Genomic DNA, 25362 nt, shown 5'->3' with positions numbered 1-25362 from the left:
TCTCGCTCACACGCCGGGTTTCAACAGCATCCGGCGGGTTCTCGTTTGGCTGCCGTTCATGTATGGTCTATACCCTGCAACGCTATCGTGCACCTTAGACCTTCATGCTTACGCCAATGAAAACATTCCTTCTGTCCGTATTGACTGCCGGCTTGCTGGGCAACGCGGTTGCCGCCTCGCAGGTGCAGGCGGCGGAGCTTCATGTCATGAGTTCGGGCGGCTTCACCGCCGCCTATAAACTGCTCGGTCCCAAGTTCTCGGCGTCGACGGGCAATACGCTCGACACGATACTCGGGCCGTCGATGGGCCAATCGCCGGAAGCCATTCCGAACCGCCTCGAACACGGCGAACACGCGGACGTGGTCATCATGGTCGGCTACGCGCTCGACGATCTGATCAAGCAAGGCAAAGTGATGCCCGGCTCGCGCGTCGAACTGGCGGACTCGCGCATCGGCATGGCCGTGCGCGACGGTGCGCCGAAGCCGGACATCGGTTCGGTCGATGCGCTGAAAGAGACCTTGCTGCATGCGAAATCCATCGCTTACTCGGACAGCGCCAGCGGCGTCTATATCGAGCGCGAGCTTTTCAAGCGGCTCGGCATCGAAGATCAGGTGAAGGCCAAGGCGAAGATGGTGCCGAAAATTCCGGTTGCGTCGGTCGTTGCCAACGGTGATTACGAAGTGGGATTCCAGCAGGTCAGCGAATTGCTGCCAGTCGCGGGCGCCAGCTTCGTCGGGAAGATTCCGGAGTCGGTGCAATCGGTCACGCGCTACGCCGCGGGGATTCCGGTCGGTGCACAGCATCCGAAAGAAGCGAAAGCGCTGCTCGACTACCTCGCCTCTCCCGACGCTCAAGCTGCTGTCAGATCGACCGGGCTGGATTCCGTCGCCACGCATTGAAGCTGGTGGCGGCGTAGCGCGGTCAAAACAGCTTGCCTGGATTCAGAATGCCGTGCGGGTCGAGCGCATGTTTGATCGCCGCCATTGCCGCCAGCTCCGCCAGCGAGCGCGAGATCGGCAAGAACTCGCGCTTGAGCAACCCAATGCCGTGTTCCGCCGACACCGAACCATGTAACGGCCCGAGCATGTCGTAGACGAACGCGTACACCGCGTGATGATCGACGCCGGGGATCGAATGGCCGTCCACCGTGACATGCAGATTCGAGTCGCCGATATGCCCGAAGAAATACGACGCGTTGCCCGGCCAGCGCTGGTCGAGCGCTGCGCGACAGCGCTCCACGAAGACGCCGATCTCGCCGATCGGCAGGCTCACGTCGAAATTGATCGCGTCGAGCCGCACCGGAAACTCCGCGGTGCATTCGCGAATCGCCCATAGCGCGCGCACGTCGGCCACCGACTGCGCGATCACCGCGTCGCGGATCGCACTCGCGTCGAGCGCTTCGGTCAGCGCGGCGGAGAAACGCTCGCCGTCGTCGGCCGAATCGAAGCTGGCGTGTTCGATCAGCGCATAGAGCGGATGCGCGTTGTCGAATGGCGAGCGCGTGCCGGTCAGCTTCACGCCGAAGTCGTAGAAGTCCGGCCACATGATTTCAAATGCGCCGATATCGTTGCCGAAGCGCGTCGACAAACGGCGCAGCAGATTCACGGCGGCGTCGTAGCCGTCGAGCGCGACCAGCGCCGTATGGCGCGCGGCACGCTGCGGATGCAGTCGCAATACCGCGCGCGTGATCACGCCGAGCGTGCCCTCCGAGCCGATGAACCAGTGCTTCAGGTCATAGCCGGTATTGTTCTTGACCATCTTGCCGAGCGACGTGAGCACGTCGCCATTGGCCAGCACGACCTCGAGACCGAGCACCTGGTCGCGCGCGGTGCCCGACTGGATCACCCGGTTGCCGCCCGCGTTGGTCGCGAGATTGCCGCCGATCTGGCAGGAACCGCGCGCGCCGAGATCGAGCGCGAGTTCGAAGCCGGCTTCAGCGGCGGCTTCCTGCGCGGCTTGCAACGTGGTGCCGGCGCGCACGGTCAGCGTGGCCGACGCGGCATCCACTTCTTCGACACCGTCCAGCCGTTCGAGTGACAACGCAATATCCGTGGCGCGCGCAATCGCGCCGCCCGCGAGGCCGGTCATGCCGCCCTGCGGCACCACCGGCTGATGAGCCGCATGGCAAATGGCGAGCGCCCGCGACACCTGCTCCGTGGTGCGCGGCAGCAGCAAGGCGGCGGGTCGCGTCGGTTCGTGACGCGTCCAGTCGGTCATGGCGCGTTCGCCGATCTGCTCGCCCACGCGTACGCTGTCTTCACCGAGCGCGGCGCGCAGCGCGTCGAGTGTCGCGGCAAGCGGCGCTGCGTGATTCGCCATTCTGTTGTCTGTCATGCAGTGGTTCCTTGCGCGCCTTCAACGGCGTGTTTCTTCCGATAGCCCATCGAGTCGTTGATACGCCCGAGAATATAGTCGCCCGCGGCGACCGGCTGATACTTGAGATCGGCGTTACTCGTGCCGAGATCGCGCGGATCGACCAGCGCGCCGTACGTCGGATCATAAAACGTCGCGATCGAATAACGCTCGCGTCCCGATGTGTTGATCACACGGTGCAAGGTGGAGCGGAAGCGGTCATTGGTCCAGCGCGCCAGCAGATCGCCGACGTTGACCACGAAGCTGCCGTCGACCGGCGGTGCATCCACCCACGTATCGTTGGCGATTTCGCGCACCTGCAGGCCGCCCACCTGATCCTGCCACAGCAGCGTGATGCAGCCGTAATCAGTATGCGGCGCGACGCCGAACTGATCTTCGTCCGATTGGGGCGGCTGCGGCGGATAGTAGACCATCTGCGTGCGCTGCATCCGTTTCGTATAACGCGGCGCGAAGAATTGCTCATCGACGCCGAGGCTCACCGCCACCGCGCGCAGCAGATCGGCGCCGCATGCGGCGACCGCCTCGTAGTAGCCATACAGCGCAGGACGCAACTCCGGCATGAAGTCCGGCCAATTGTTCGGTCCGCGCAACGCCTGGCCGGCCAGCACGTCGGGGTCGTCCTCCGGCAACTCGAGGCCGATGCTGAAAAACTCCTTGTAGTCGGGACGCTTGGCCTGGTACATGGTCGCGTCGCCAAGCGCGTTGAAGCCGCGGTGCCGCTGATTGACCGCCGCGCGCCGCTTGGTCTCCACCGGAAACGCGAAGAAGTTGCGGGCGGCCTGCGCGGCGGCATCGATCGACGCCTGCGGCACGCCGTGATTGATGATGTAGAAGAAGCCGATCGTCGTGCACGCTTCACGGATTTCCCGCGCCACGCGCGGCAAAGCCTGCGGGTCGCCCGCGCGTACGCCAGCGAGATCGATGATCGGAATACGGGTCACGGGCATCGCGCTGCTCCTGAAAGTCCGGCTGAATCGGCAGATGAAAGGTGGCGCTTGAATCGTCTGCGGGAAGACGCGTTCCCGCCTCATGCATTGCAGTTGTATATACCGCCAAAAGCGTACCCGCAAGTTGCTTTGCAGCGCTTCGTATAAGGGCTTTTCTCTACTCGCGCGTTTATTTATTTCGCGCGAAAACTGCGGTATATACTGCCTCGCATGACTCGCGCCGAATCCGACCGGACTCGATTCGGGCACCCCTTGCGCGCGGCACCGCTTTGCCAACCGGAGAATCCCATGAGCATCCTTGCAGGCTGGAAATGTCGTTTGGTCATGCTGGCGTTGTGCGCGGCAAGCGTCACCGCCCACGCGGAAGACCAGCTCGCCAAAGTGAAGAAAGCCGGCGAACTGGTGGTCGGCACCGAGATGCAGTTCGCGCCCTTCGACTTCCTCGAAAACGGTCAGCAAGCGGGTTTCAACAAGGATCTGTTCGCCGAGGTCGGCAAGGAAATGGGCGTGAAGGTGCGCTTTATCGACTTGCCGTGGCCAAGCGTGCTGCCGGGTCTGGAAGCCGGCAAGTTCGACATGGTCGGCGGCCCGCTCACCGTCACCAAGGCGCGCATGGAGCGCTACACGTACACGCTGCCGATCGCGGACGCCACCGACGCGCTGCTCAAACGCGCGAACGATACGTCAGTCAAGCAATCGTCGGATATCGCGGGCAAGACGGTCGGCGCGGGCAAAGGCTCGGCGCAGCTCGACCAGTTGAAGGCCTATGTCGCCACGTTGCCGAAGCCGCCTGAAATCCGCGAATACGTCGACAACAATCAGGCTTACGCCGATCTCGCCGCCGGTCGCATCGCGGCGGTCGCGAACTCCATGACCAACATCGCGTACGTGGCCAAGCAGCGCCCGGAGACGTTCGCCGTGGTGCAGCCGCCGTTCGGCGCAAAGGTGTACTTCGCTTACTGCCTGCGTAAAGACGCGGACAGCAAACCGCTCGCCGATGCCTTCAACGCCGCGCTCGTGAAAATGCATAGCGACGGACGCCTCGCCGCGTTGCAGAAGAAATGGTTCGGTGTCGCAATGGACGCGCCGACGACCATGCCCGCGCCGAACTATTGATCGACTGATGTTGCACGTGTCTTGATGCACGCGATGCGGCCTTTGCCACGAGCCGCATCGCCCTCCCCGTTCCAGCGAGTGCGACGCTTATGTTCAGCACGACCGTCTTTCTCCAGGGTTTGCCGCTGCTGCTGCATGCGGCGCTCGCCACCATCGGCATTTCGCTGACGGGTCTCCTGATCGGTTTCTTCGTCGCGATCGGCGTGTGCGCGGCGCGGCTCTCGCCGAACCGCGCGGCGCGCATGTTCGGCGGCGCTTATGTGTTCTTCTTTCGCGGCGTGCCGATGCTGGTGCAGTTGCTGCTCGTGTATTACCTGTTGCCGTTCGCGGGCATCAACGTGTCGCCGATCGTGGCGGCGCTCAGCGCGGTGTCGTTGTGCTCCGCGTCGTATATCGCCGAAATATTGCGCGGCGGTTTTCTCAGCGTTCCGCCGGGCCATCTCGAAGCCGCGCGCATGCTCGGGCTGTTGCCGTTCGACATGCTGCGCCGCATTCTCGTGCCGCAAGCGTTTCGTTTGACGCTGCCCTCGCTCGTCAATGAAATGGTGCTTCTGATCAAGGCTTCGTCGCTGATCTCGGTGGTGGGCGTGGCCGAGTTGACACGCACTGCGCAGAACATTGCGGCCAGCACCTACCGGCCGCTCGAAGCGTACGTCGCGGCCGGGCTGATCTACTTCGTGATCTGCGGTGCGCTCGCGCTCGTCGCGCACGCCGCCGAATACCGCTTGCAGCACGCCTGAGCTCGACATCGACACCACGCCATGCAAAAGCTCGATCCCACCGTCATCACGCACAACCTGCAGCCGATCGCCGCGGGCCTCGCCACGACCCTCGGCACCTGGGCCGCGGGCGTCGCGATCGGCATCCTGATCGGCTTTCTGATTGCCGTGCTGCAACTCTTTTGCGGACGCTGGGTGCGCGGCATATTGCGCTTCTATATCGAACTGTTTCGCGGCACGCCGTTTCTCGTGCAACTCTTTTTGCTGTATTACGGCGGCCCGTCCTTCGGGCTCACGCTCGAACCGATGACCGCCGGCGTGCTCGGTCTGGGCCTTTACGGCAGCGCGTATTTCGCCGAAGCCTTTCGCTCCGGCTTTCAATCCGTGCCGCCGGGTCATCTGGAAGCAGCGTCGTGTCTTGGCCTCACGCGCTGGCAGGCGGTCGTGCGCATTCAGGTGCCGCAAATGCTCGTGCTGATCGTGCCCGCGCTGACCAATCTGATTATCGTGCTGAGCAAGGAGACGGCCGTGCTGTCCATCGTCACCGTGCCCGAACTCACGTTCGTGCTGACCGGCATCGGCTCGGCCACCTTTGCTTTCGTCGAAACGCTGCTGGTGCTGTGTGTGTGCTATCTCGCGCTGGTCGAACTGACTTCGCGCGCGGGCATGTGGGCCGAGGCCCGCATCGCGCGCTTCATGGCATGAACGGAAACGGGAGCCTCTTATGAACGCCATCGCCGACATGCCCTCTTCCGCATCCACCGCTACCGTCGGACCATCGTCCGGCGAGCCGCTGATCGAAGTGCGCGATTTGCGCAAACGCTTCGGTGAAGTCGAAGTGCTGCGCGGTGTCGATCTCGAGATCGCGCGCTCCGAAGTGGTGTGCATCATCGGGCCGTCGGGCTCGGGCAAAAGCACGCTGCTGCGCTGCCTCGCCGCGCTCGAAACCTACGATCAGGGCGACGTGCGCATCGAAGGCGAACTGCTCGGCTATAGCGAGCGCAACGGCAAACGCGTGCGCGCGTCGCAAAGCGAAATCAACCGCGTGCGGCGCAACGTCGGCATGGTGTTTCAGCAGTTCAATCTGTGGCCGCATATGACGGCGCTCGGCAACGTGATGGAATCGTTGCTGCGTGTACGGCATCTATCACGCGATGAAGCGCGCCGCCGCGCCAACGCGATGCTCGAAACGGTCGGCCTCGGACACAAGGGCGACGCGTATCCGGCCAAGCTTTCGGGCGGCCAGCAACAACGTGTGGCGATTGCGCGCGCGCTCGCCATGGAGCCGCACATCATGCTGTTCGACGAGCCGACCTCGGCGCTCGATCCGGAACTGGTTGGCGAAGTGCTGCAAGTGATGAAGCAGCTCGCGCGCGACGGCATGACGATGGCGGTGGTCACGCATGAAATGGGCTTTGCCGCGCAGGTCGCGGACAAAGTCATGTTCATCGATCAAGGCCGGATCGCCGTGCAAGGCAAACCGCGCGATGTCTTTCACGATGCAGGGCAGCCGCGCTTGCGGCAGTTCCTGCAAAACTACTTCGACCGCAACGCGTTCTGGACGCGCGGCCCCGACGAAGCGCAACCGCTATGAACACGCGCCGGTTTCTGCCTGCTTCACGCGGACGCTGACACAAGGGCCGCCGATGTCCTCCACCGTTCGCAGCCGCACCCACGACAAGCCGCTTCCCGCGTCGGCCATGAAAGCCGCACGCGCCGCGGCCGACGCGCCGGCCGCGCGCTACGAACAGGTCAAGAGCCATATCCGTCACATCATCGAATCGGGCGAGCGCCGCGCGGGCGACCGTCTGCCGTCGGAACTCGATCTGGTGGCGACGCTCGGCGTGTCGCGCATGACCGTCAACCGCGCGCTGCGTGAACTCGCCGAAGAAGGACTGGTAACGCGAGTCTCAGGTGTCGGCACCTTCGTCGCGCAAAGCAAGCCGCAATCGACGCTGCTGATGATCGCCCATATCGGCGACGAGATCCGCTCGCGGGGCCATGAATACCGCTGCGACACGGTCCTGTCGCAACGCGAAACGGCGTCCGTGATGGTATCGAACGCGTTAGGGCTCGCGCTGGGTGCTTCGGTATTTCATGTGATCTGCGTGCATCGCGAGAACGGCTTGCCGGTGCAACTCGAGGATAGGTTTGTGAATCCGGCCGTCGCGCCGGATTTTCTGCTGCAGGATTTTTCGGCGGTGAGGCCGTCGGAATATCTGTTCGACATCGTGCCGGCGCACGACGTCGAACACGTGGTCGACGCCGGCCTGCCCACGCGCGCCGAAGCCGAACTGCTCGAAATCCGTGCGGAGGAACCGTGCCTCACGCTGATGCGCCGCACGTGGACGAGCGGCGTGGCGGTCACGTTCGCGCGTTTCGTGCACCCTGGATCGCGTTATCGGCTAGGCTGCCGCTTCTCGCCGGATCTGTCGCAACGCCAGGGTTGAAAACGCGGCACGCGTCGTACTACGTTAGACGTTGCCCGCAAGATGAAAACGCGACGCCGGGTGCCACAACTGCACCGACGTCGCCACGTCGTCGCCCACCCACGTGCGGCGCCATAGTTGCAGGCACGGCTCGCCGATATCCATCAACAGATGCCGGCGCACATAGGCGTCGGGCTTCTGCGCATAGATGCGAAACTCGGCGCGCTGAATCGGCGCGAGCCGCACCATGTAGTGATTCGGCGTCTCGATCGTGAAGTCCTGCTCCAGATAATCGGGGAACACCTTCGGATTGACGTAGCGGTCCTCGTACTGGATCGGCTCGCCCTCCTCGCTGTGCACGATGCACGAATGAAACGCCGGTCCGCTGGCGAGACCGAGCGCTTCGAGCGCCTGCGGGTCGTCGCTCGGTTCGAGCGTCAGCACACGCGCCGAATGGCGGTGACCGCGCGCGGCGATTTCGTCGGCGATGTTGCGGATTTCCAGCACCGTCGATTCGTAGCGCTGTGGCGCGACGAATGTGCCGGAGCCTTGCACGCGCGTGAGCACGCGTTCGGTGGTCAATTCGCGCAGCGCGCGCGACACCGTCATGCGCGCGACGCCAAATTCCTTCACCAGTTCCGTTTCGGACGGGATCAACCCGCCGGGCTTCCAGTCCCCTTCGCTGATGCGCCTGATCACGTAGCGTTTGATCTGCTCATAGGCAGGCATGGCTTTCGCGGGTGTCTCCTGGCCGCGATCAGGGCGGTCCTGCGTCTCCGCGATTCGCGCGTTTGTAGTTGTGTTCACTCCGACCTCGTGGGTGGTACGCGGGTTGTACTTGGTTGGTACACCTTGGCCGGCTCGCCGGCGGGTAAGCCCGCTCACCGGCATCGTCCGAGTCATGCCATGTGCGCGGCGGCCTGCCCGTCGTTGACGGCGATGCTCGCGGCCGCGCGGACGTGGCCCGCGGCCGCCAGATTCGTAAGCGTTGCCGGCGCCATCATCTCCGCGCCGTCGACGGACCTGACCGGCCGAGGGCCAATGTTACCAGGGTTCGGCAACGGCGGCGGCGCTTCGTCGGCGATCATGCGAAAGGCGACGCTCATGTCGTCCGCGAGCGGACGGTCGTCGCGATAGGTCGGCACGGCGCGGCGCACGCGCTGCCACAACGCTCCGGTGTGCGGTGCGCGTGGCGCGTCGATACTTTGCAGGTCGTAGGCTTGCGCCGCCGCCAGCAATTCGATCGCGACGATGCGCCCGGCGTTGTCGATAATTTCCAGCGCCTTCAGCGCGGCGGGCGTGGCATGACACAGGTGATCTTCCTGCAAAGCCGAAGTGATGCCGCCGTCGAGACTCGCGGGCAGCGCGAGCCGCCGGTTCTGCGCGACCAGCGACGCCGCAGTGTACTGCGCGATCATGAAGCCGGAACAGGTACCGCCCGGCTCGGCGAGAAACGCCGGCAGGCCGCTCACCAGCGGATTGACGAGACGGTCGAGGCGCCGCTCGGCCATCGCGGCGACTTGTGCGATCGCGGTGGCGAGACTATCCATTGCCAGCGCGATCGAGGCGCCCACCGCGTGCGCCTGCGAATACACGCGTGGCTCTTCCGGCGTGCCGGCTACGATCGGGTTATCGGTAATCGAGGCGAGCTCGCGATTCACCACGTCGGCGGTCGCGGCGAGCACGTCGCGCGCGGCGCCGTGCACGTGCGGAATGGTCCGCATGCTCAGCGGGTCTTGCGTACGCTGACCGACCACCGCCGCGAGAATGCCGCTGTCGGCCAGCGCGGCGCGCATCCGCCCGCCGACCAGGTTCAGCCCCGGCGAGATGCGCAAGGCCAGCGAGTCTTCGTCGAAAGCCGCGAGCTGGCCGCGCAGATTCTCGAAGCTCATCGAGGCGACCATATCGGTCCAATCGAGCAGGCGTTCGGCGCGCGCGAGCGCCAACGCGGCGAGGCCGGTGACGCACGGCGTGCCGTTGACCAGACTCAGCCCTTCCTTGGCTTCGAGCACGAGCGGCTCGAGCCCGAGGCGTTGCAGCGCGTCGCGTCCTTTGAGCCGCTCGCCGCGAAAGCGCACGTAGCCCTCGCCGATGCAGACGAGCGCAATATGCGCCATGTGGCTCAGATAACCGACCGAGCCGAACGCCGGCACTTCCGGCAGGCAATCCGCGTTGAGCAGCGCCACCAGTTGGTCCGCGACTTCGAGGCGAATACCCGAGTGGCCGTGCGCGAAGTTATTGACGGCCGCGGCCATGATCGCGCGCGTTTCGGCGACACCGAGCGGCGCGCCGACGCCGACCGCGTGGCTCATCAGAATGTTGCGCGACAACGTGCGCTGTTCGGAGGGCGAGACGATCACGTCGCACAGCGCGCCTACGCCGGTATTCACGCCATACGCGCGAATACCGCGCTCGACGATCTGTTCGACGAGCACACGCGCCGCCGCGATGCGCGCGCGGGCGCCGGCGGAAAGTTCGAGCGGCTCGCCGGCGGCAACCGCTGCCACCTGAGCCCAGTCGAGAGGACGATCGGAACGGATCACGGCCATGTCAGTGCTCTGCTTGGTAGGTTATCTGGTGATGCTGATCAGTTGGTGGTGCGGTCCTGATGGCTCGAAACGAATTGCCGGAACCGATCCGACTTGCATTCGACAAACACTTCGTCGGGCGTGCCGTCGGCTTCCACTTGCCCCTGGTGCAGGAACATCACGCGATTCGATACATGGCGCGCGAAACCCATTTCGTGCGTGACGACCAGCATGGTGCGGCCCTCTTCGGCCAGCGAGCGCATCACGCGCAACACTTCGCCCACCAGTTCGGGATCGAGCGCCGACGTCGGTTCGTCGAACAGCATCACTTTCGGATGCATCGCCAATGCGCGCGCAATCGCCACGCGTTGCTGCTGACCGCCTGAAAGATGCGCCGGATAGTGGCCGCGTTTTTCCGCAAGACCGACTTTCGCGAGCAGCGCTTCCGCCTCTTCCACCGACTCGGCGCGGCTGCGTTTTTGCACGCGCATCGGCCCTTCGATCAGATTTTCCAGCACCGTCATATGCGACCAGAGATTGAAGTTCTGGAACACCATGCCGAGTTGCGAGCGCACCCGGTCCACCTGGCGGCGGTCGCTCGGTTGCAGTTTGCCGTCGCCGCGGCGCTTCATTTTCAACTCTTCGCCGGCGAGCGAAACCGAGCCGTCGTCGGGCGTTTCGAGCAGATTCAGGCAGCGCAGGAAGGTGCTCTTGCCCGAGCCGCTCGCGCCGAGAATCGAGATCACGTCGCCTTGATGGGCGTCGAGCGAAATGCCTTTGAGCACGTGATGGTCGCCGAACGATTTGTGAATGTTCTTGACCGACAGTGCAACGGGTGCCGTAGCGTTCATGGGATTCTCCAGATTCATCCAGGATGGGCGGCCGTTCAGGGCGCGGCGCGGCGTGCTTCGGTGGTGGCGGAAACCGGGCGGTTCGCCGCGGCCTGCGGACGCGCCGCGCGCAGATGGCGCGACAGACGCGTTTCGAGCATGCCGAGCAGCCGCACGATGACGAAATTCAGGAACAGATAGATCAGCGCGGCGCAGATGAAGACTTCCGTCGTGCGATAGGTTTGCTGAATGATCTGTTGCGCAACGCCGGTGACTTCCCACACGGTGACGAGACTCGCCAGCGCCGTCGATTTGACGAGCAGCACCGCTTCAGTCGAATACGCCGGCAGACACTGGCGCAAGGCGATCGGGCCGATCACGCGGCGCAGCAACGCGAAGCCCGACAGGCCAATCGAATAACCTGCCTCGATCTGACCGACCGGCACGGCCATCAAGCCGCCGCGAATGATCTCGGCGGTATAGCCGGCCGTGCATAGCGCGAGCGACAACACCGCGCACATGTAGGGCTCGCGCAGCACCGGCCACAGGAAGCTCTCGCGTATCACCCCGAACTGGCCCATGCCGTAGTACACGAGGAACATCTGGATCAGCAGCGGCGAGCCGCGGAACACGAGGATATAAGCGCGTGCGAAGCGATTCGGCAGCCAGTGCGGCGACACGCGCATCGTGACGATCACGAGCGAGAGCAGGCCGCCGAGAATCAGCGAGCAGAAGAACAGGCCGAGCGTGGTCGGCACGGCCCCGAGCAGTTGCTTGATCGTGTCGAACAGAAAGTCGAAGTCGAAATGCATGATGGCCGCCCTCGTCAGTTACGCGCGAAGTTGCGCTTGAAGGACCGGCCCACGTGCGCTTCGGCACGGTTGAAGACCCGGTTCGAGATGCTGGTCATGAGCAGATAGAGCGCACCGCCCACTACGAAGAACGTGAAGTACTGATGCGTGGAACCCGCCGCCACCTGGCTCGTGCGCAGCAATTCGGCGAGGCCCGTCACGGAGATCAGCGCCGAATCCTTCAGGCTCAATTGCCAGACGTTGCCGATGCCGGGCAACGCGAAACGCAGCACTTGCGGAATCAGGATGCGCCGCGCCATGGTCAGCGTCGGCATGCCGATCGAGCGCGCCGCTTCGAGTTCGCCGCGCGACACCGCCAGTACCGCCGAGCGGTACACCTCGGCCTGATACGCGCCTGAAATCATGCCCACGGCCAGTGCGCCGACCACGAACGGCGGCACGCCGACGAAACCCTCCGCGCCGAACCACTGGCCGACGGTCGTGACGAGCGTCGAGCCGCCGAAATAGAACAGGTAGATGACGAGCAGTTCAGGCACGCCGCGAAACACGGTGGTGTAGATATCGCCGACCACGCGCAGCGTACGAAAACGCGACAGCTTGGCGGCCGCCACCAGCGCGCCGAACACGGCGCCGACCGCGAGCGCCGCGAGCGTGAGCGCCACCGTCATCAACGCCGCGAGCAGCAATACGCCGCCCCAGCCTTCCGGCCCGAAGCCGAGCATCTGTATCAGAGCCATTTCCTACCTCTCATCTTCATCCAATGCGGCGGATCGAACCGGCCGGCATGCGCTGGTTTTCGCCACGCGCCTGCCGTTGCCTCTTAACGTGAAGGCGAATCAAGGCGTGACGTCGGTCTTGAACCACTTGTCGGAGAGCTTCTTGACGGTGCCGTCGGCGAGCGCGGCGCTGATCGCGGTGTCGAACTTCGCTTTCAGGTCGGCGTCCTGCTTGCGGAACGCGAGGCCTTCGCCCGGGCCCCAGATCGGGCCGCCGATCTTCGGGCCGGCCATCACGATCGACGCGGTTTCTTTCTTGTCGATGTTGGCGGCGTAGTACGTCACGTCGTCGAACGAGGCGTCGATGCGGCCATTGGCCAGATCCAGATCGCGTTCGGGCGAGGTCTTGTAGACGCGGATCGTAGCAATGTCCTTGAAGCCGTCATTGATGAACTTGGTGTAGACCGTGCCCGACTGGATGCCGATGGTCTTGCCCTTCAACTGCTTGCGCAAGGCGTCGACGGTCGGCTGGTCGGCTTTCGGGTCGCCCGACAGCTTGACGACGGCCGAGCCCGGCGCGGCTTTGGGCAACACCTTCGCATCGGCCACGGCGAACGTGGCAGGCGTGGCGGCGTACGGCTTCGAGAAGGCGATGATCTTTTCACGCTCCGGCGTGATCGAGATCGCATCCATCAGGACGTCGAACTTGCCCGCCTGCAGACCGGGAATCATGCCGTCCCAGTCTTGCGCCACGAGATTGCATTGCAGCTTGATGCGCTCGCACAGGTTGGCGACCAGTTCGGGTTCGAAGCCGCCCAGCTTGCCGCCCGGCAAGGTCAGATTCCACGGCGCGTAGCCGCCTTCGAGCGCGATCGTCACCGTCTTCCAGTCTTTGGCCTGCACCGGTGCCGCGAAAATCGCCGCGGCGCCGAAAACGGCGCCGATCAATGCTTTTGCTGCCGTCGTGCGCTTCACTTTCACGTCGAAACTCCTTTGATTGAGGAAACCGTCGAGCCGGATGTTTAACCGCCGCTTAATTTGTATAGACAAGTCTGCATGAGTCAAAAAGCTGTCGCAAGAGAATTTGCGAGAAATTGGCGGAATCATCGGGTAAGCCCCTAGAAGACGCAGCGTGGCGTGGCTTTTCGGGGAGTTCCTAGTGCGCGGAAGATGCACGGCGTGCTTCGCAACACCGGCAAGCGCAATTCGTTTTGTCTAGACAGGTTGATGCAAGCTGAGCAAACGCGCGCGGAGACGGCGGTTCGATACGCCCTACCAGATGAACGGCACGAAGCGATAACGCACGCGCGCCATGTAGTCCGTGTAACCGTCGAGTTGCGCGGCCAGCACGCGCTCTTCGCGCACCGCGCGCCAGCCGATGCCGATCACCATGACCGGCACGAAGGCGAGTCCCCACCACGATCCGAGCAGCAAGGGCGTTCCGACGAACAGCAGCAGCGCGGCGGAATACATGGGATGACGGATATGCGCGTAAAGACCGGTGTCGATCACTTTATGTCCGCGGCTCGCCTGGATCTTCACGACCGGCGCGGCATAGCTATTGGCCTGGAACACGAAGCGGCACATGAAGAGACAGAGGAACACGCAGAGCGAGCCGAGGCTGACCAGCGCCACCGGCAACGGCGCGGTCCAGTGAAAGCGCATTGAGTCGAACGCCATCAGGACGAGCCAGCCGCACCACGCCACGGAGACGCTCACCATGAAAACGCGGTCCCAGCGGCTTTGCTGCTCCTGCACGAATGGCGACAGTCGCTCAGCGAGCAGGCCCGGATCATGGCGCGCCAGCCACAAACCGATCCACAGGCTCAGCACGCCCAACTCGATCACATACCACCACCCGGCCGGCCATGCCAAGGTGCCCGCCGCGCCGAACAGCAGCGCGCCCATGCCCACCAGCCAGACCACCGTTTGAAAGACGAGGCGCGCGACCATGACGGTTCGTTGCTACGCGGTTTTCGCGGGCATGCGCACGCGGTCGAAAATTTCGGCGATGTCGATCTCACCAGTGTTCAAGCCGAACTGATCGCGCAGGCACGCCGCGAGTTCGCCGGCGCTCCTGAGTTGCCGCTCGCTGATGAGCCGGCCATCGGCTGCGCGTTCGCTCAGTTGATCGTTGAGCAGCGCGAGCCGCGCTTCGGGAAGCACGCGGCACACGATCAGCGTGCTCGCGAAAATCGCTTCCGGCGAGGTCGACGTGTACCAGTTCGAGGTTTCGTAATCGATCCACTCGACCGGTTGCAGATCGAAGCGGTAGACCCGCGCCCAGCTTTCGTCGCGCGCCTGCACTTCGAGAAAAAGCGCGTCGCGCGATGCGTCGGCGAGACGGAACGTGCCGAGTTCGGTGGGCTGCGCGAGGCCCGCGGTCAGCCGCAGCGGCGCGGTCAGCGTCACGCTGCCGAAACCCACGTCGGCGATCCAGGCTTCGTTCTCGATGTCGAGGCGCAACACCATGTGCGTGCGCGGCGGCGGCGCATCTGATTCGCGCCCCCACAGTACGCGCCCGAGCAAGGGCGTGACCTCGAAGCCCAACTGCATCAGCACGTTGGCGAATAGCGCGTTCTGTTCGAAACAGTAGCCGCCGCGGTGTTCGGTGACGAGTTTGCGCTCGACCGATTCGAGATCCAGTTGCACCGGACGCCGCGTGAGCGGGTTCAGGTTCTCGAACGGAATCGCGCGCGGGTGCAACCGGTGAAGCGCCTGAAGGACTTCCAGCGTTGCAGCGCGCGGGCCTTCATAGCCAATGCGGGCGAAGTAGTGGTCCAGATTCACTGTGTGAGACATCGGCAGGGTTCCGGTATGGTTTTGGACACAGGACGTTTATCGGTGATGCGCCGCCGTGCGGTTTTGGAAATCGATCATAGCCGCTTTTGTGGTCCGCTCGCTGTGGCGGCCTTTACCTGTTTTCGTAGCCGCCGGTCGACGCCGCCCGAACGAGGGCGGCGTTCATTTCCGAACCGGTTTCTTATTGACCGCCCTTTAGCGCCGAGGTCGCAATCGACGGCACGCTGATGCCGTGGCTCGACGCGAACTGCACGGCCGAGCTCAGCGTCGACATCAACGATTGCAACTGCCCCGGCGCCGATTGCGCGATGTATGACGCGCTCTGCGCCGTCTGCGGATTCATGCCGGCCTGCAACAGCGACGACGGATTCATCTGCCCGATGCTGCCGAGCCCCGACTGCAGGCTCGAATACTGGCTCACGCCTTTACCGAGCGACGACAGGCCGTCCGTGAAAGCCTCCTTGTTGATCGGCGTAGCCGACGCACCACCGCTCGCGCGGCTAGCGAAGGCCTGGGTCAGCGTCTGCGAGAGCGACTGCTGCGTGCTGCCCATCTGCGTCAATTGACTCACCGACGGCGTGCCGCCGCTCAACAATCCCGCCGCCTGCTGCGCCTGCCCCGCCGCGCTGCTCATCCCCATCGCCGAGGCCAGACTCGACTGACCGCTGAGCACCTGCTGGTTCGCGCCCACGTAGGTCTGCAACAGTTGCGACACGCCGCCGGACGACGCCGTCGCCCCAGCGCCCGCGGAACTGTCGCCGCCGCCTATGCCGAACTGTTTGAGATTCAGTTGCGCATTCGAGACGCCACTCACCAGCATACCGCCGCTCGCCAGCAACGAAATCAACATTCTGCGTTTGTTCATATCCACCTCCTGTATTGGCGTTTCGGGTACTCGTGCGAGTTCGACACCCCACCCCGGAACGCGTTCATACGACCACCACCATACAGATTCATTACGTTCTCATTCTCTGCAAATTACGTGCAAATGCCGTTTAGTAGCAGTACGTAAAGAGCAAAGTTATATGTCAGTAATATTGATGCGAATCGTTCTCATTTGTGTTGACGCACCAAATCCGCATGCGTACGATCTCGCAATCTGCTGCAGTTGGCGTCGCGAACCAATGCAGCAAATCGCGGGCATGCGGCGATGCGCCGCGATGGTTCAAATCAGTCGATACAACACCAATAAGGATTTCGATGAAGTTCGCCCATTTCAGCGGACCCGGCGTAGCAGCCCGTCCGTTTCGCGATTCCGTGCCGCGCGCCAACACCACGCGCCGTTCGCGTTTGCCCTCCATGCGGCGTGCCGCGCTTTGCACGGCGTTCGCGTGGGCGTCGCTGACAGCTGGCGCCGCCATGGCCGAAGCCAATCCCGACGCGGCGCCGGAAGCGCCCGAGGCCGACCTGAAGATTCAGGCGACCCAGACGAACCAGTGGACCGGCTTCTGGAATCGACAGCAGATGCTCGGCGACATAGGCGGCCTGCGCCCGTGGCTCGGCAAATACGGCGTGACCTTCACGCTCACCGAAACCAGCGAAGTGCTCGCCAACCTGCGCGGCGGTCTCGCGCGCGGCGCCGACTACGACGGCCTGACCACGGGCACCGTGCAATTGGACACGCAAAAAGCGTTCGGTTTGCCGGGTGGCCTGTTCAACGTCAGCGCCTTGCAGATCCATGGCGCCAACCTCAGCGCCAACAAGCTCGGCACGCTGAATACGGCGAGCGGCATCGAAGCCGACGACGCAACCCGTCTATGGGAATTGTGGTATCAGCAGTCGTTCCTGAACAAGCGTATCGACGTGAAGATCGGTCAGCAAAGTATCGACCAGGAGTTCATCACGAGTCAGTACTCGGCGCTGTTCGTCAACACGATGTTCGGCTGGCCGGCCCTGCCCTCGTACGACATGCCGTCCGGCGGCCCGGCGTATCCGCTGTCGGACCTCGGCGTGCGCGTGCGCGGCCAGATCACGCCTGCGTTGACGGCGTTGGCCGGCGTATACGACGGCGACCCGCTCGGCAACAACCCGGACAACAAGAGCGGCACTAACTTCAACCTGCACAACAGTACGCTGTTCATCGGCGAGTTGCAGTACGCGATCAACCAGCCGGCCGACGGCGAAATGGTCGGCGCGGGCGGCGGCGGTTTGCCCGGCACCTACAAGCTCGGTGTCTGGTACAACAACGGCAGCTTCGCGGATCAGCGCTACGACAATACCGGCTTGTCGCTCGCCAATCCGGCCAGCAGCGGCATCGCCCAGAATCATCACGGCGACTACAGCTTCTACGCCGTGGCGGACCAGATGATCTGGCGTCCGGACCCGGACGAGCCGCGCAGCATCGGCGTTTTTGCCCGCGTGATGGGCGCGCCCGGCGACCGCAACCTGGTGAGTCTCGCTGCCAACCTCGGCGTCGTGATGAAAGCGCCGTTCGCCGGCCGCGACAACGACAGCGTCGGCCTCGCGCTCACCTACATCAAGGTTGGCAATCACGTGAACGGCCTCGATACGGATGCGCGGGCATTCAGCAACAGCCCGTACGGCATACGCACCAGCGAAACCACGCTCGAGGCGACGTACCAGTACCAGGTCAATCCGTGGTGGCAACTGCAAGCGGACGCGCAATACACGTTCAACGCCGGCGCCGGCCAGAATCCGAACGATCCGACGCAGCCGCTGCGCAACACGTTCGTCATCGGCGTGCGGACCAACATCAACTTCTGATGACGTCCGCGCCCCATTCACACGCTACCGACCCAATCGAATCCCATTCATGACCGCAACCACCGCTTTGTGCGCAGGCACGGAGGCTCAATCGTGAACACTCCCACGCGCCAGTTTTCGCCGCGCGCCGCGCGGGCCCTGATCGCCGCCGCTGTCAGCGCGGCCGCATTCGCGACCGCCGGCAGCGCGCACGCCGATCCGCAAGGTTTCCTTGAAACCGTCAAGCACCACACCACGCTGATCAACACCGTGCCTGGCAACGGCGACCAGAATCCGTACGCGGTGGTGGTCGCGCCGGTCACGGTCGGCACGGTCAAACAAGGTGACGTGCTAGTCGGCAACTTCAACAACTCGACCAATCTGCAAGGCACCGGCAGCACGATCATCAACTATCACCCGGACACCAAGGAGATGACGGTGTTCGCGACGGTGCCGCGCGATCTGAAGGAATGCCCTGGCGGCATCGGCCTGTCGACCGCGATGACGATGCTCAAGTCCGGCTATGTGATCGTCGGCAGCACGCCGAGCAACGACGGCACCACCGGGGCACCAAGGGCGCCGGCTGCCTGATCGTGATCGATCCGCAAGGCAAGGTCGCCTCGACCATCAGCAGCCCGAACATCAACGATCCGTGGGGCAACATGGCGGTCGTCGACAACGGCAGCAGCGCCACGCTGTTCGTCAGCAACGCCGGCTTCGGCGTGGGCGGTGCGGACGGTAACCCGCCGGTGTTCAAGCAGGCCACCGTGCTGCGTCTGGATCTCGACGTGCCGGCCGGCAAGCCGCCGGTCGTGAAGCAAGAAACAGTGGTGGGCAGCGGCTTCGGCGCGCAGGCGGACAAGGGCGTGTTCCTCGTCGGCCCGACCGGACTCGCGCTCTCGCCCGATCAGAAACTGCTGTACGTGTCCGACGCGATCGGCAATCGCATCACCGAAATCGACGAACCGATGACGCGCGACACCAGCGCGGGCGTCGGCCGTCAACTGACCGCCGACGGCCTGCTGCACCGGCCACTCGCGATGGTGACCGCCCCCAACGGCCACCTGCTCGTCACCAACGCGCTGAACGGCCAGATCGTCGAAATCGATCCGGCCAGCGGCAAGCAGATCTACGCGCGCTGGATCGACACCGACAAGGCGCAATCGCCCCCGGGCAACGGCGACCTGTTCGGTCTCGCGATGACGCCTGAAGGCGACGGTTTCTACTACGTGCAGGACGACGTGAACACGCTGGTGCTCGCAAAGTAAGTTGCACATTCCAAAGCCGAACGAAGGTGAAGTAACCATGGCAAACGATCAACCCCCGCGCCCCAAACGGCGCGGGTTTCTCAAGGCGGGCGGCGCCGCGGTCGCGGCGGGCGCGAGCCTCGGCGCGGGTCTCGCGACATCGCAGAACGCGCTAGGCAAAACGCAGCCGCATGCTCTCGCCGATCCGCAACTCGCCGTCGAGCCGTTCTACGGCACGCATCAAGGCGGCATCGTCACGCCGCAGCAAAGTCACACCTACGTCGCCGCGCTCGATCTCACCACCGAGAAGCGCGAGGACGTGATCGCGCTGCTGCGCGCCTGGACCGACGCCGCCGCGCGTCTCACGCAAGGCGGCACGGCCGCGCCGCTGCCGACCGGCGATGCCGCGGACAACAAAGCCGCGCCCGATTCCGGCGATGTGCTCGGCCTCGGCCCCTGCGGGCTGACCATCACCTTCGGCTTCGGCCCCGGTCTCTTCACGCATGAGGGCAAGGATCGCTACGGCCTCGCCGCGCGCCGCCCCGCCGCGCTCGTCGATTTGCCGCGCTTTAACGGCGACCAGTTGATCAAGGAAAAAACCGGCGGCGATCTGTATATCCAGGCCTGCGCGAACGATCAGCAGGTCGCGTTTCACGCGGTTCGCCAGTTGTCGCGCCTCGCGTACGGCACGGCGGCGATGCGCTGGGGCCAGTCCGGTTTCCTGTCGGGTCCGCGCGGTCAGACGCCGCGCAATCTGATGGGCTTCAAGGACGGCACCAACAATCCGTCCACCGCCAAGCCGCCGTTGATGAACCAGTTCGTGTGGGCCGGCGCGAGCGCCGACGCGCCGTGGATGGAAGGCGGCACCTACACGGTCGTGCGGCGCATCCGCATCACGCTGGAGCACTGGGACAACACCGAACTGGACTTCCAGGAACAGGTGTTCGGACGTCACAAGTACAGCGGCGCGCCGATCGGCAAGAAGAACGAGTTCGACGCCGTGGACCTGAAGGAAGAGGACAAGGACGGCAATCCGGTGATTCCGGAGAACTCGCACGTGCGTCTGTCGAATCAGGCGAGCAACAACGGCGCGCAGATTTTGCGGCGTTCGTACTCGTATAACGACGGCACGAACTTCTACATCGAGCGCTGGCCGCCGTGGCGCCAGGAAACGGAGTACGACGCGGGCCTCATTTTCATCGCGCATCAGAGCGACCCGCGCAGCGGCTTCATTCCGATCAACGACAGGCTCGCGAAGTTCGACATGATGAACCAGTTCACGACGCACGTCGGCAGCGCGATTTTCGCCGTGCCGCCGGGCGCGAAGCCGGGTTCGTATATCGGCGCGGGATTGTTCGAGACGTAAAGCAGACGCAGTCGACACAACACGGATCAACTACAACATCACAACGGACTTCTGGATCATGGCTTACAACTTGTTTGGCACTCGTCTGCTTGTCCTGGCCAATACGCTGGCCAATACGCTGGGCAGCGCGGCCGCCCTCACGCTGGCCGCTTTGGCGACGGTGCCGTCGGCGGCCGAGGCCGCGTCGATCACGCTGTATAACGCGCAGCACGAGCAGGTCGTCAATCTGCTCGCCAAGGACTTCGAAAAGCAATCGGGCATCTCGGTGAAGATCCGCAACGGCGAAGGCCCGGCGATGGCCGCGCAGATCGTCGCTGAAGGCGCGGCCACGCCCGCCGACGTGTACTTCACGGAAAACTCGCCGGAGCTGATGCTGCTCGAAGAGAAAGGCCTGCTGAACAAAGTGGACAGCTCGACGCTCGCCACCGTGCCGGCGCGCTTCAGCTCGCCGACCGGCGCATGGGTCGCGGTGACCGCGCGTGAAAACGTGCTCGCCTACAACACCGCCAAGGTTCAGGCTTCACAACTGCCGCAATCGCTGTTCGATCTCGCCAAGCCGGAATGGAAAGGCAAGATCGGCATTGCCCCGAGCGACGGCGACTTCCTGCCGCTCGTCTCCGCGGTGCTCGCGCTGAAGGGCGAAGCGCAAACGGTGCAATGGCTCAAGGGCCTGAAAGCCAACGCGCAGATTTTCGACGACGACGAAGGCGTGGTCGCCCCCGTGAACCGCGGCGGTGTCGCGACCGGTTTGATCAACAACTATTACTGGGCGCGCCTGCATGCCGAACTCGGCGACGGCAAAACTCGCAGTGCGATCTATCACTTCGGCAACGGCGACGCCGGCGCGGCCGTGAACGTATCGGGCGCCGCGGTGCTGAAATCCGCGCACAACACGGACGGCGCACAGAAGTTTCTCGCGTACCTGGTCAGCGACCGCGCGCAACAGTTGATGGCGAATAGCCACGTGATGTTCGAATATCCGCTGCACGCGGGCGTCGCACCGGATCCGATCCTCAAGCCGTTCGCCGAACTCAGCCCGCCGCCGCTGACGATCCAGCAACTCGGCGACGACAGCCAGGCCGGCAAGCTGCTGCGCCAGGCAGGCCTGCTGTAATGAGCGAAGCTTTGTCAGCCGGACCACCGGCTGTCCCCACGGTCCCGGCGCGCGCCCGTTCGCGCGCGCCTCGCGGACTGTTCGCGGCAGCGGCACTCAGCGCTTTGCTGGTGTTGCTGCCGATTGCGTTTACGTTCTGGCGCGCCGCGAGCTTCGGCGTCGGCGAGGCGATCGACTTGATCTTCCGGCCGCTCGTCGGAGAACTGCTGGTCAACACGTTGATGATCACCGTCTCGACCACGCTGGTCGCCGCCGTGATCGGCACGGCCGCCGCGTGGTTCGTCGAACGCACGCACTTGCCGGGACGCCGCGCATGGGCTGTGTTGAGCGCCGCGCCGCTCGCCATGCCCGCCTTCATCTCGAGCTATGCGTGGGTGTCGCTGAGCCTGGATTTGCAGGACTTCGCGGGCGCGCTGCTCGTGCTGAGCTGTGCGTATTTTCCCCTCGTCTATCTGCCGGTCGCCGCCGCGTTGCGCGGCATGGATCCGGCGCTCGAAGAAAGCGCGCGCGCACTTGGTTGCAACCGTTGGACCACTTTCATTCGCGTGGTGCTGCCGCAACTGCGTCCGGCGCTGCTCGGCGGCATGCTGTTGGTCGCGCTCGGCGTGCTGTCCGAGTTCGGCGCGTTTACGCTGCTGCGTTTTCACACGTTCACCACGCAGATTTACGCGGAATTCCGCACCAGTTTCGATGGCGGCGGCGCTTCGCTGCTCGCGTGCCTGCTGATCGTGATCTGCCTGATCGTGCTGGCATTCGAGTTTCGCGTGCGCGGCGCGGCGCGTTATGAACGCGTCGATCGCGGCACACGTCGCGCGGTGTTGCGCTATGAACTCGGCGCGTGGCGCTGGATCGTCGTCGCCGGCTTTGCGCTGCTGTCGATCACCACGCTCGGCGTGCCGCTCGGCATGATCGGCTACTGGCTCACGCAACCGGGCGCGGCGGCCGTCACACCGGCGGATGTGTCGCCCGAACTGCTGTTCAACGCCACGCTCTCGTCGCTCGGTTTCGGGCTTGCCGCCGCACTGCTGACCACCTTGCTGGTCGTGCCGCTCGCGTTCCTGCTGGTGCGCTATCCGACCCGTTTCGCGACGTTGTTCGAACGCACCGTGTTTCTCGCGCAAGGCGTGCCGGGTCTGGTGATCGCACTGGCGATCGTGTCGCTCGCGGTGCACGCGCTGCAGCCGCTTTATCAGAGCGCGACGCTGCTGGTCATCGCCTACTCCATGCTGTTCATGCCGCTGGCGCTGGTCAGTGTGCGCGCCGCCTTCATGCAGGCCCAGCCGCGTCTGGAGGAGACCGCGCGCGCGCTCGGCCTGAGCTGGTCGCAGACGCTGTTTCGTGTGGTGTTGCCGCTGGCGGGACCTGGACTCGGCGCGGCCGCGGCGATGGTGTTCATCTCGGTCGTCACCGAACTGAACGCGACGCTGCTGCTCTCCCCGCTCGACACGCAAACACTCGCCACCCAGGTCTGGGCCGACACCTCGACGATGGCGTTCGCCGCGGCGGCGCCCTACGCAGCGTTACTCACTGGCATTTCGCTGTTCGCCTCGGGCCTGCTGTTCGCGCTGCTCGGCAAATCGGCGCTACTCGGCGAACGCGGCTGACGCGCCGCGCTTTTACCATCGGATTTTCATGAGCGAACTTCGTATCCGCGGGCTGCAAAAATCATTCGACGGCACGCCAGTGCTGCACGGCATCGATCTGTCCGTCGAACGCGGCACGCTGCTGGCGCTGCTCGGCCCGTCGGGCAGCGGCAAGACCACCCTGCTGCGCCTGCTGTGCGGCTTCGAACGCGCGGATGGCGGCAGTGTGGACATCGACGGCCGCCGCGTGGTCGGCGACGACCTGCATGTGCCATCCGAACAGCGCCGCATCGGCTATGTGCCGCAGGAAGGCGCGCTATTTCCGCATCTATCGGTGGCGGACAACATCGTGTTCGGCTTGCCGCGCGCACAGCGGCGCGCGCGGCATCGTGTGGCCGAGTTGCTGGAACTGGTCGGCTTGCCGGCGAACTTCGGCGAACGCGCGCCGCAGCAGTTGTCGGGCGGCCAGCAGCAACGCGTCGCGCTGGCGCGCGCGCTCGCGCCGTCGCCCACGCTGGTGATGCTCGACGAACCCTTCTCATCGCTCGACGCCGCGTTGCGGCTCGAAACCCGGCAAGCGGTTGCCAGCGCGCTGGCCGCGACCGGCGCGACAGCCGTGCTGGTCACGCACGATCAATCCGAGGCGTTGTCGCTCGGGCATGAAGTGGCGGTATTGTGGAACGGCCGGCTGATCCAGACCGCGACGCCGGAGACGCTCTACCGGCGGCCCGTGACGCGTGAACTGGCATCGTTCGTCGGCGAGGCGGTGTTGTTGCCGGGCATGGTCAGGCAGGATCGCGTGAGTTGTGAACTGGGCGAACTGGCGTTGTCCGGACCGATGGGCCAGGGTGCTGTCGATGTGATGGTGCGGCCCGAGCAGATCCGTCTGTTGCGCGCCGAAGAAACGATGCCCAACGGCGCGGCGGCCTATGACGCAGTCGTCACGGAAGTGATCTTTCAGGGGCAGGACGCGGGCGTCGCGCTGCAATTGCATTCCGACATGCGGACGATGGTGCGCGCGCGCGTGCCGGGTTATCTTTGCCCGCGGCCGGGCGAGCAGGTGCGGCTCGCAGTGGATGGCGAGGTGACGGCTTACGCTCGCGGTTGAGCCTGAGGCCGCAGCGAGAGGTCCTGCATCATCTGCGCGGCCAGATAATCGCAGGTCGGTCGATCCGATTTGGCGCTGCGCGCCACCACGATTTCCAGCGGCGCGATTTTCGGCAAGCCTTGCGCTTCACCGAGAATCGTAAGCCGTGGCGGCACGCTGCAACGCGTGAGCGCAATCACCGACAACCCCGCATCCACGGTCGCCACCAGTCCCATCAGGCTCGCGCTGCTGAATGCCGCGCGGTAGCGAATCCGCGCGCCGTCGAGCGCGGCCAGCGTATGCTGGCGCGCCACGCAGCCCGGCTCATAGAGCCCCACCGGTAGCGGCGACACCGCCAGCACCGGCGTATCCACCGACGCCCCCACCCACACCATCGGCTCGCTGCGCACGAATTCCCCGCGCATCTTGCGGTCACGCGTGACGAAAGCGAGATCGATCTTGTTGTCGGCCAGCATCGGCGCGAGCGACGTGCTCTGCGCGCAGACGATTTCGATCTCCACGTGCGGATACAGATTCGAGAAGCGCCGCAACACGGGCGACAGCAGCGAGGACACGTAATCGTCCGGCGCGCCGAGCACCACGCGCCCGGTCACCTCGGGCCGCACGATCGCCGACCACGCCTCCTCATGCAACGCGAGCACGCGCCGCGCGTATTCGAGCAGTGTATTGCCCGGCCGCGTGAGCGACAGATTGCGCGTGTTGCGGGCAAACAGCGTGGTGCCGAGCATGGTTTCGAGCCGCTTGATCTGCATGCTGACGGCCGCCTGCGAGCGATGCACGGTCGTCGACGCCTTCGTGAAGCTGCCCGTTTCCACCACCGCGACGAAGGTGCGCAGCAGATCGACGTCGAATTCGGGGTGCATGATTTATCAATCCAGCTTATGGAATTGCTCAATTTAATTCGTTTGTCGGTGCCGTGCAAGCCGCGCCATACTCGGGGCATCACCTCATCACATCAATTCGCGGAGC

The 25362-nt window shown here is 64.4% G+C and carries 24 protein-coding genes and 1 pseudogene; 12 read left to right on the top strand and 13 right to left on the bottom strand.

Annotated elements, in window-relative coordinates; translation table 11 throughout:
- Positions 1 to 116 precede the first annotated feature (116 nt).
- Positions 117 to 899 (top strand): substrate-binding domain-containing protein, encoded by a 783-nt coding sequence (locus B0G74_RS40530; protein ID WP_132382811.1) that lies wholly within the window; start codon positions 117 to 119, stop codon positions 897 to 899.
- A gap of 22 nt (positions 900 to 921) precedes the next feature.
- Here the strand turns inward: B0G74_RS40530 and B0G74_RS40525 are convergent, their stop codons facing one another.
- Both B0G74_RS40525 and B0G74_RS40520 read right to left on the bottom strand, forming a co-directional pair.
- On the bottom strand, positions 922 to 2334 hold the full coding sequence (locus B0G74_RS40525) for an FAD-binding oxidoreductase (protein ID WP_132382809.1): 1413 nt from the start codon (positions 2332 to 2334) through the stop codon (positions 922 to 924).
- Positions 2331 to 3320 (bottom strand): 2-oxoglutarate and iron-dependent oxygenase domain-containing protein, encoded by a 990-nt coding sequence (locus B0G74_RS40520; protein ID WP_132382807.1) that lies wholly within the window; start codon positions 3318 to 3320, stop codon positions 2331 to 2333. The genes B0G74_RS40525 and B0G74_RS40520 overlap by 4 nt, the downstream gene beginning before the upstream one ends.
- Positions 3321 to 3608: 288 nt before the next feature.
- Between B0G74_RS40520 and B0G74_RS40515 the strand changes: the two genes are divergently transcribed.
- The 5 genes from B0G74_RS40515 (at position 3609) to hutC (B0G74_RS40495) (ending at position 7605) form a co-directional block, all read left to right on the top strand.
- The gene (locus tag B0G74_RS40515) at positions 3609 to 4436 is read left to right on the top strand and encodes a transporter substrate-binding domain-containing protein (protein ID WP_132382805.1); all 828 of its coding nucleotides are present in this window, start codon (positions 3609 to 3611) and stop codon (positions 4434 to 4436) included.
- Positions 4437 to 4525: 89 nt separating this feature from the next.
- Entirely contained in the window at positions 4526 to 5176 is a 651-nt protein-coding gene (locus B0G74_RS40510; RefSeq protein ID WP_132382803.1) for an amino acid ABC transporter permease, read from the top strand.
- A 21-nt stretch (positions 5177 to 5197) separates the two neighbouring features.
- Positions 5198 to 5860, top strand: coding sequence for an amino acid ABC transporter permease (locus tag B0G74_RS40505; protein WP_132382801.1), 663 nt, complete (start codon positions 5198 to 5200; stop codon positions 5858 to 5860).
- A 19-nt stretch (positions 5861 to 5879) separates the two neighbouring features.
- Positions 5880 to 6749: an amino acid ABC transporter ATP-binding protein gene (locus B0G74_RS40500; RefSeq protein WP_132382799.1), complete on the top strand. Its 870-nt coding sequence runs from the start codon at positions 5880 to 5882 to the stop codon at positions 6747 to 6749.
- Between the two features lie 52 nt (positions 6750 to 6801).
- Complete coding sequence (gene hutC, locus B0G74_RS40495) at positions 6802 to 7605, top strand: histidine utilization repressor (RefSeq protein WP_132382797.1); 804 nt, start codon at positions 6802 to 6804, stop codon at positions 7603 to 7605.
- Positions 7606 to 7629: 24 nt separating this feature from the next.
- Here hutC (B0G74_RS40495) and hutC (B0G74_RS40490) read toward each other — a convergent pair whose 3' ends face one another.
- The 10 genes from hutC (B0G74_RS40490) to B0G74_RS47215 form a co-directional block, all read right to left on the bottom strand.
- Positions 7630 to 8391 (bottom strand): histidine utilization repressor, encoded by a 762-nt coding sequence (gene hutC / locus B0G74_RS40490; protein WP_132382795.1) that lies wholly within the window; start codon positions 8389 to 8391, stop codon positions 7630 to 7632.
- A gap of 92 nt (positions 8392 to 8483) precedes the next feature.
- The gene (gene hutH / locus B0G74_RS40485) at positions 8484 to 10133 is read right to left on the bottom strand and encodes a histidine ammonia-lyase (protein WP_132382793.1); all 1650 of its coding nucleotides are present in this window, start codon (positions 10131 to 10133) and stop codon (positions 8484 to 8486) included.
- A gap of 38 nt (positions 10134 to 10171) precedes the next feature.
- Complete coding sequence (locus tag B0G74_RS40480) at positions 10172 to 10963, bottom strand: ATP-binding cassette domain-containing protein (RefSeq protein WP_012426714.1); 792 nt, start codon at positions 10961 to 10963, stop codon at positions 10172 to 10174.
- Between the two features lie 35 nt (positions 10964 to 10998).
- The gene (locus tag B0G74_RS40475) at positions 10999 to 11754 is read right to left on the bottom strand and encodes an ABC transporter permease subunit (RefSeq protein ID WP_106280534.1); all 756 of its coding nucleotides are present in this window, start codon (positions 11752 to 11754) and stop codon (positions 10999 to 11001) included.
- A 14-nt stretch (positions 11755 to 11768) separates the two neighbouring features.
- Positions 11769 to 12491: an ABC transporter permease subunit gene (locus B0G74_RS40470; RefSeq protein WP_132382791.1), complete on the bottom strand. Its 723-nt coding sequence runs from the start codon at positions 12489 to 12491 to the stop codon at positions 11769 to 11771.
- Between the two features lie 99 nt (positions 12492 to 12590).
- Positions 12591 to 13451, bottom strand: a complete 861-nt coding sequence (locus B0G74_RS40465) for a transporter substrate-binding domain-containing protein (protein WP_132382789.1) — start codon at positions 13449 to 13451, stop codon at positions 12591 to 12593.
- Between the two features lie 291 nt (positions 13452 to 13742).
- Positions 13743 to 14423, bottom strand: a complete 681-nt coding sequence (locus B0G74_RS40460; RefSeq protein WP_132382787.1) for an isoprenylcysteine carboxylmethyltransferase family protein — start codon at positions 14421 to 14423, stop codon at positions 13743 to 13745.
- A gap of 12 nt (positions 14424 to 14435) precedes the next feature.
- The gene (locus B0G74_RS40455; RefSeq protein ID WP_132382785.1) at positions 14436 to 15272 is read right to left on the bottom strand and encodes an arylamine N-acetyltransferase; all 837 of its coding nucleotides are present in this window, start codon (positions 15270 to 15272) and stop codon (positions 14436 to 14438) included.
- Between the two features lie 181 nt (positions 15273 to 15453).
- Positions 15454 to 16137 carry a hypothetical protein gene (locus tag B0G74_RS40450; protein WP_132382783.1) on the bottom strand — a complete coding sequence of 228 codons (684 nt, stop codon included), beginning with the start codon at positions 16135 to 16137 and terminating at the stop codon, positions 15454 to 15456.
- Positions 16138 to 16300: 163 nt separating this feature from the next.
- A complete protein-coding gene (locus tag B0G74_RS47215; RefSeq protein WP_243658570.1) occupies positions 16301 to 16633 on the bottom strand; it encodes a hypothetical protein in 333 nt (110 codons plus the stop codon).
- Between B0G74_RS47215 and B0G74_RS40445 the strand changes: the two genes are divergently transcribed.
- From B0G74_RS40445 to B0G74_RS40420, 6 genes and pseudogenes are all read left to right on the top strand, one after another.
- On the top strand, positions 16572 to 17996 hold the full coding sequence (locus B0G74_RS40445) for a carbohydrate porin (protein WP_243658564.1): 1425 nt from the start codon (positions 16572 to 16574) through the stop codon (positions 17994 to 17996). The genes B0G74_RS47215 and B0G74_RS40445 overlap by 62 nt on opposite strands.
- Positions 17997 to 18089: 93 nt before the next feature.
- Positions 18090 to 19243: pseudogene (locus B0G74_RS40440) on the top strand (hypothetical protein).
- Positions 19244 to 19280: 37 nt separating this feature from the next.
- Positions 19281 to 20588, top strand: a complete 1308-nt coding sequence (gene efeB / locus B0G74_RS40435; protein ID WP_132382779.1) for an iron uptake transporter deferrochelatase/peroxidase subunit — start codon at positions 19281 to 19283, stop codon at positions 20586 to 20588.
- 58 nt (positions 20589 to 20646) lie between these two features.
- Positions 20647 to 21702: an iron ABC transporter substrate-binding protein gene (locus tag B0G74_RS40430; protein WP_132382777.1), complete on the top strand. Its 1056-nt coding sequence runs from the start codon at positions 20647 to 20649 to the stop codon at positions 21700 to 21702.
- Positions 21702 to 23306: an iron ABC transporter permease gene (locus tag B0G74_RS40425; RefSeq protein WP_132382775.1), complete on the top strand. Its 1605-nt coding sequence runs from the start codon at positions 21702 to 21704 to the stop codon at positions 23304 to 23306. The genes B0G74_RS40430 and B0G74_RS40425 overlap by 1 nt, the downstream gene beginning before the upstream one ends.
- A 28-nt stretch (positions 23307 to 23334) precedes the next feature.
- Positions 23335 to 24393, top strand: a complete 1059-nt coding sequence (locus B0G74_RS40420) for an ABC transporter ATP-binding protein (RefSeq protein ID WP_132382773.1) — start codon at positions 23335 to 23337, stop codon at positions 24391 to 24393.
- On the opposite strand, the gene B0G74_RS40415 is transcribed toward B0G74_RS40420, so the two are convergent.
- Positions 24378 to 25256: a LysR family transcriptional regulator gene (locus B0G74_RS40415; RefSeq protein ID WP_132382771.1), complete on the bottom strand. Its 879-nt coding sequence runs from the start codon at positions 25254 to 25256 to the stop codon at positions 24378 to 24380. The two genes, B0G74_RS40420 and B0G74_RS40415, sit on opposite strands and share 16 nt — an antisense overlap.
- Positions 25257 to 25362 lie beyond the last annotated feature (106 nt).

Origin of the sequence: Paraburkholderia sp. BL9I2N2, from assembly GCF_004339745.1 — a bacterium.
Lineage (GTDB): Bacteria > Pseudomonadota > Gammaproteobacteria > Burkholderiales > Burkholderiaceae > Paraburkholderia.
This window is presented reverse-complemented; position numbering and strand designations above follow the sequence as displayed.

Coding starts and splice junctions, on each gene's coding strand:
- B0G74_RS40470 (WP_132382791.1), bottom strand. CDS start 12,491: ATGGCTCTGATACAGATGCTCGGCTTCGGGCCGGAAGGCTGGGGCGGC.
- B0G74_RS40430 (WP_132382777.1), top strand. CDS start 20,647: ATGGCTTACAACTTGTTTGGCACTCGTCTGCTTGTCCTGGCCAATACG.
- B0G74_RS40480 (WP_012426714.1), bottom strand. CDS start 10,963: ATGAACGCTACGGCACCCGTTGCACTGTCGGTCAAGAACATTCACAAA.
- B0G74_RS40415 (WP_132382771.1), bottom strand. CDS start 25,256: ATGCACCCCGAATTCGACGTCGATCTGCTGCGCACCTTCGTCGCGGTG.
- B0G74_RS40445 (WP_243658564.1), top strand. CDS start 16,572: ATGCGGCGTGCCGCGCTTTGCACGGCGTTCGCGTGGGCGTCGCTGACA.
- B0G74_RS40510 (WP_132382803.1), top strand. CDS start 4,526: ATGTTCAGCACGACCGTCTTTCTCCAGGGTTTGCCGCTGCTGCTGCAT.
- B0G74_RS40500 (WP_132382799.1), top strand. CDS start 5,880: ATGAACGCCATCGCCGACATGCCCTCTTCCGCATCCACCGCTACCGTC.
- B0G74_RS40475 (WP_106280534.1), bottom strand. CDS start 11,754: ATGCATTTCGACTTCGACTTTCTGTTCGACACGATCAAGCAACTGCTC.
- B0G74_RS40450 (WP_132382783.1), bottom strand. CDS start 16,137: ATGAACAAACGCAGAATGTTGATTTCGTTGCTGGCGAGCGGCGGTATG.
- B0G74_RS40515 (WP_132382805.1), top strand. CDS start 3,609: ATGAGCATCCTTGCAGGCTGGAAATGTCGTTTGGTCATGCTGGCGTTG.
- B0G74_RS40520 (WP_132382807.1), bottom strand. CDS start 3,320: ATGCCCGTGACCCGTATTCCGATCATCGATCTCGCTGGCGTACGCGCG.
- efeB (WP_132382779.1), top strand. CDS start 19,281: ATGGCAAACGATCAACCCCCGCGCCCCAAACGGCGCGGGTTTCTCAAG.
- B0G74_RS47215 (WP_243658570.1), bottom strand. CDS start 16,633: ATGGCGGCGCCAGCTGTCAGCGACGCCCACGCGAACGCCGTGCAAAGC.
- hutC (WP_132382797.1), top strand. CDS start 6,802: ATGTCCTCCACCGTTCGCAGCCGCACCCACGACAAGCCGCTTCCCGCG.
- B0G74_RS40530 (WP_132382811.1), top strand. CDS start 117: ATGAAAACATTCCTTCTGTCCGTATTGACTGCCGGCTTGCTGGGCAAC.
- B0G74_RS40455 (WP_132382785.1), bottom strand. CDS start 15,272: ATGTCTCACACAGTGAATCTGGACCACTACTTCGCCCGCATTGGCTAT.
- B0G74_RS40425 (WP_132382775.1), top strand. CDS start 21,702: ATGAGCGAAGCTTTGTCAGCCGGACCACCGGCTGTCCCCACGGTCCCG.
- B0G74_RS40525 (WP_132382809.1), bottom strand. CDS start 2,334: ATGACAGACAACAGAATGGCGAATCACGCAGCGCCGCTTGCCGCGACA.
- B0G74_RS40460 (WP_132382787.1), bottom strand. CDS start 14,423: ATGGTCGCGCGCCTCGTCTTTCAAACGGTGGTCTGGCTGGTGGGCATG.
- B0G74_RS40420 (WP_132382773.1), top strand. CDS start 23,335: ATGAGCGAACTTCGTATCCGCGGGCTGCAAAAATCATTCGACGGCACG.
- B0G74_RS40505 (WP_132382801.1), top strand. CDS start 5,198: ATGCAAAAGCTCGATCCCACCGTCATCACGCACAACCTGCAGCCGATC.
- hutH (WP_132382793.1), bottom strand. CDS start 10,133: ATGGCCGTGATCCGTTCCGATCGTCCTCTCGACTGGGCTCAGGTGGCA.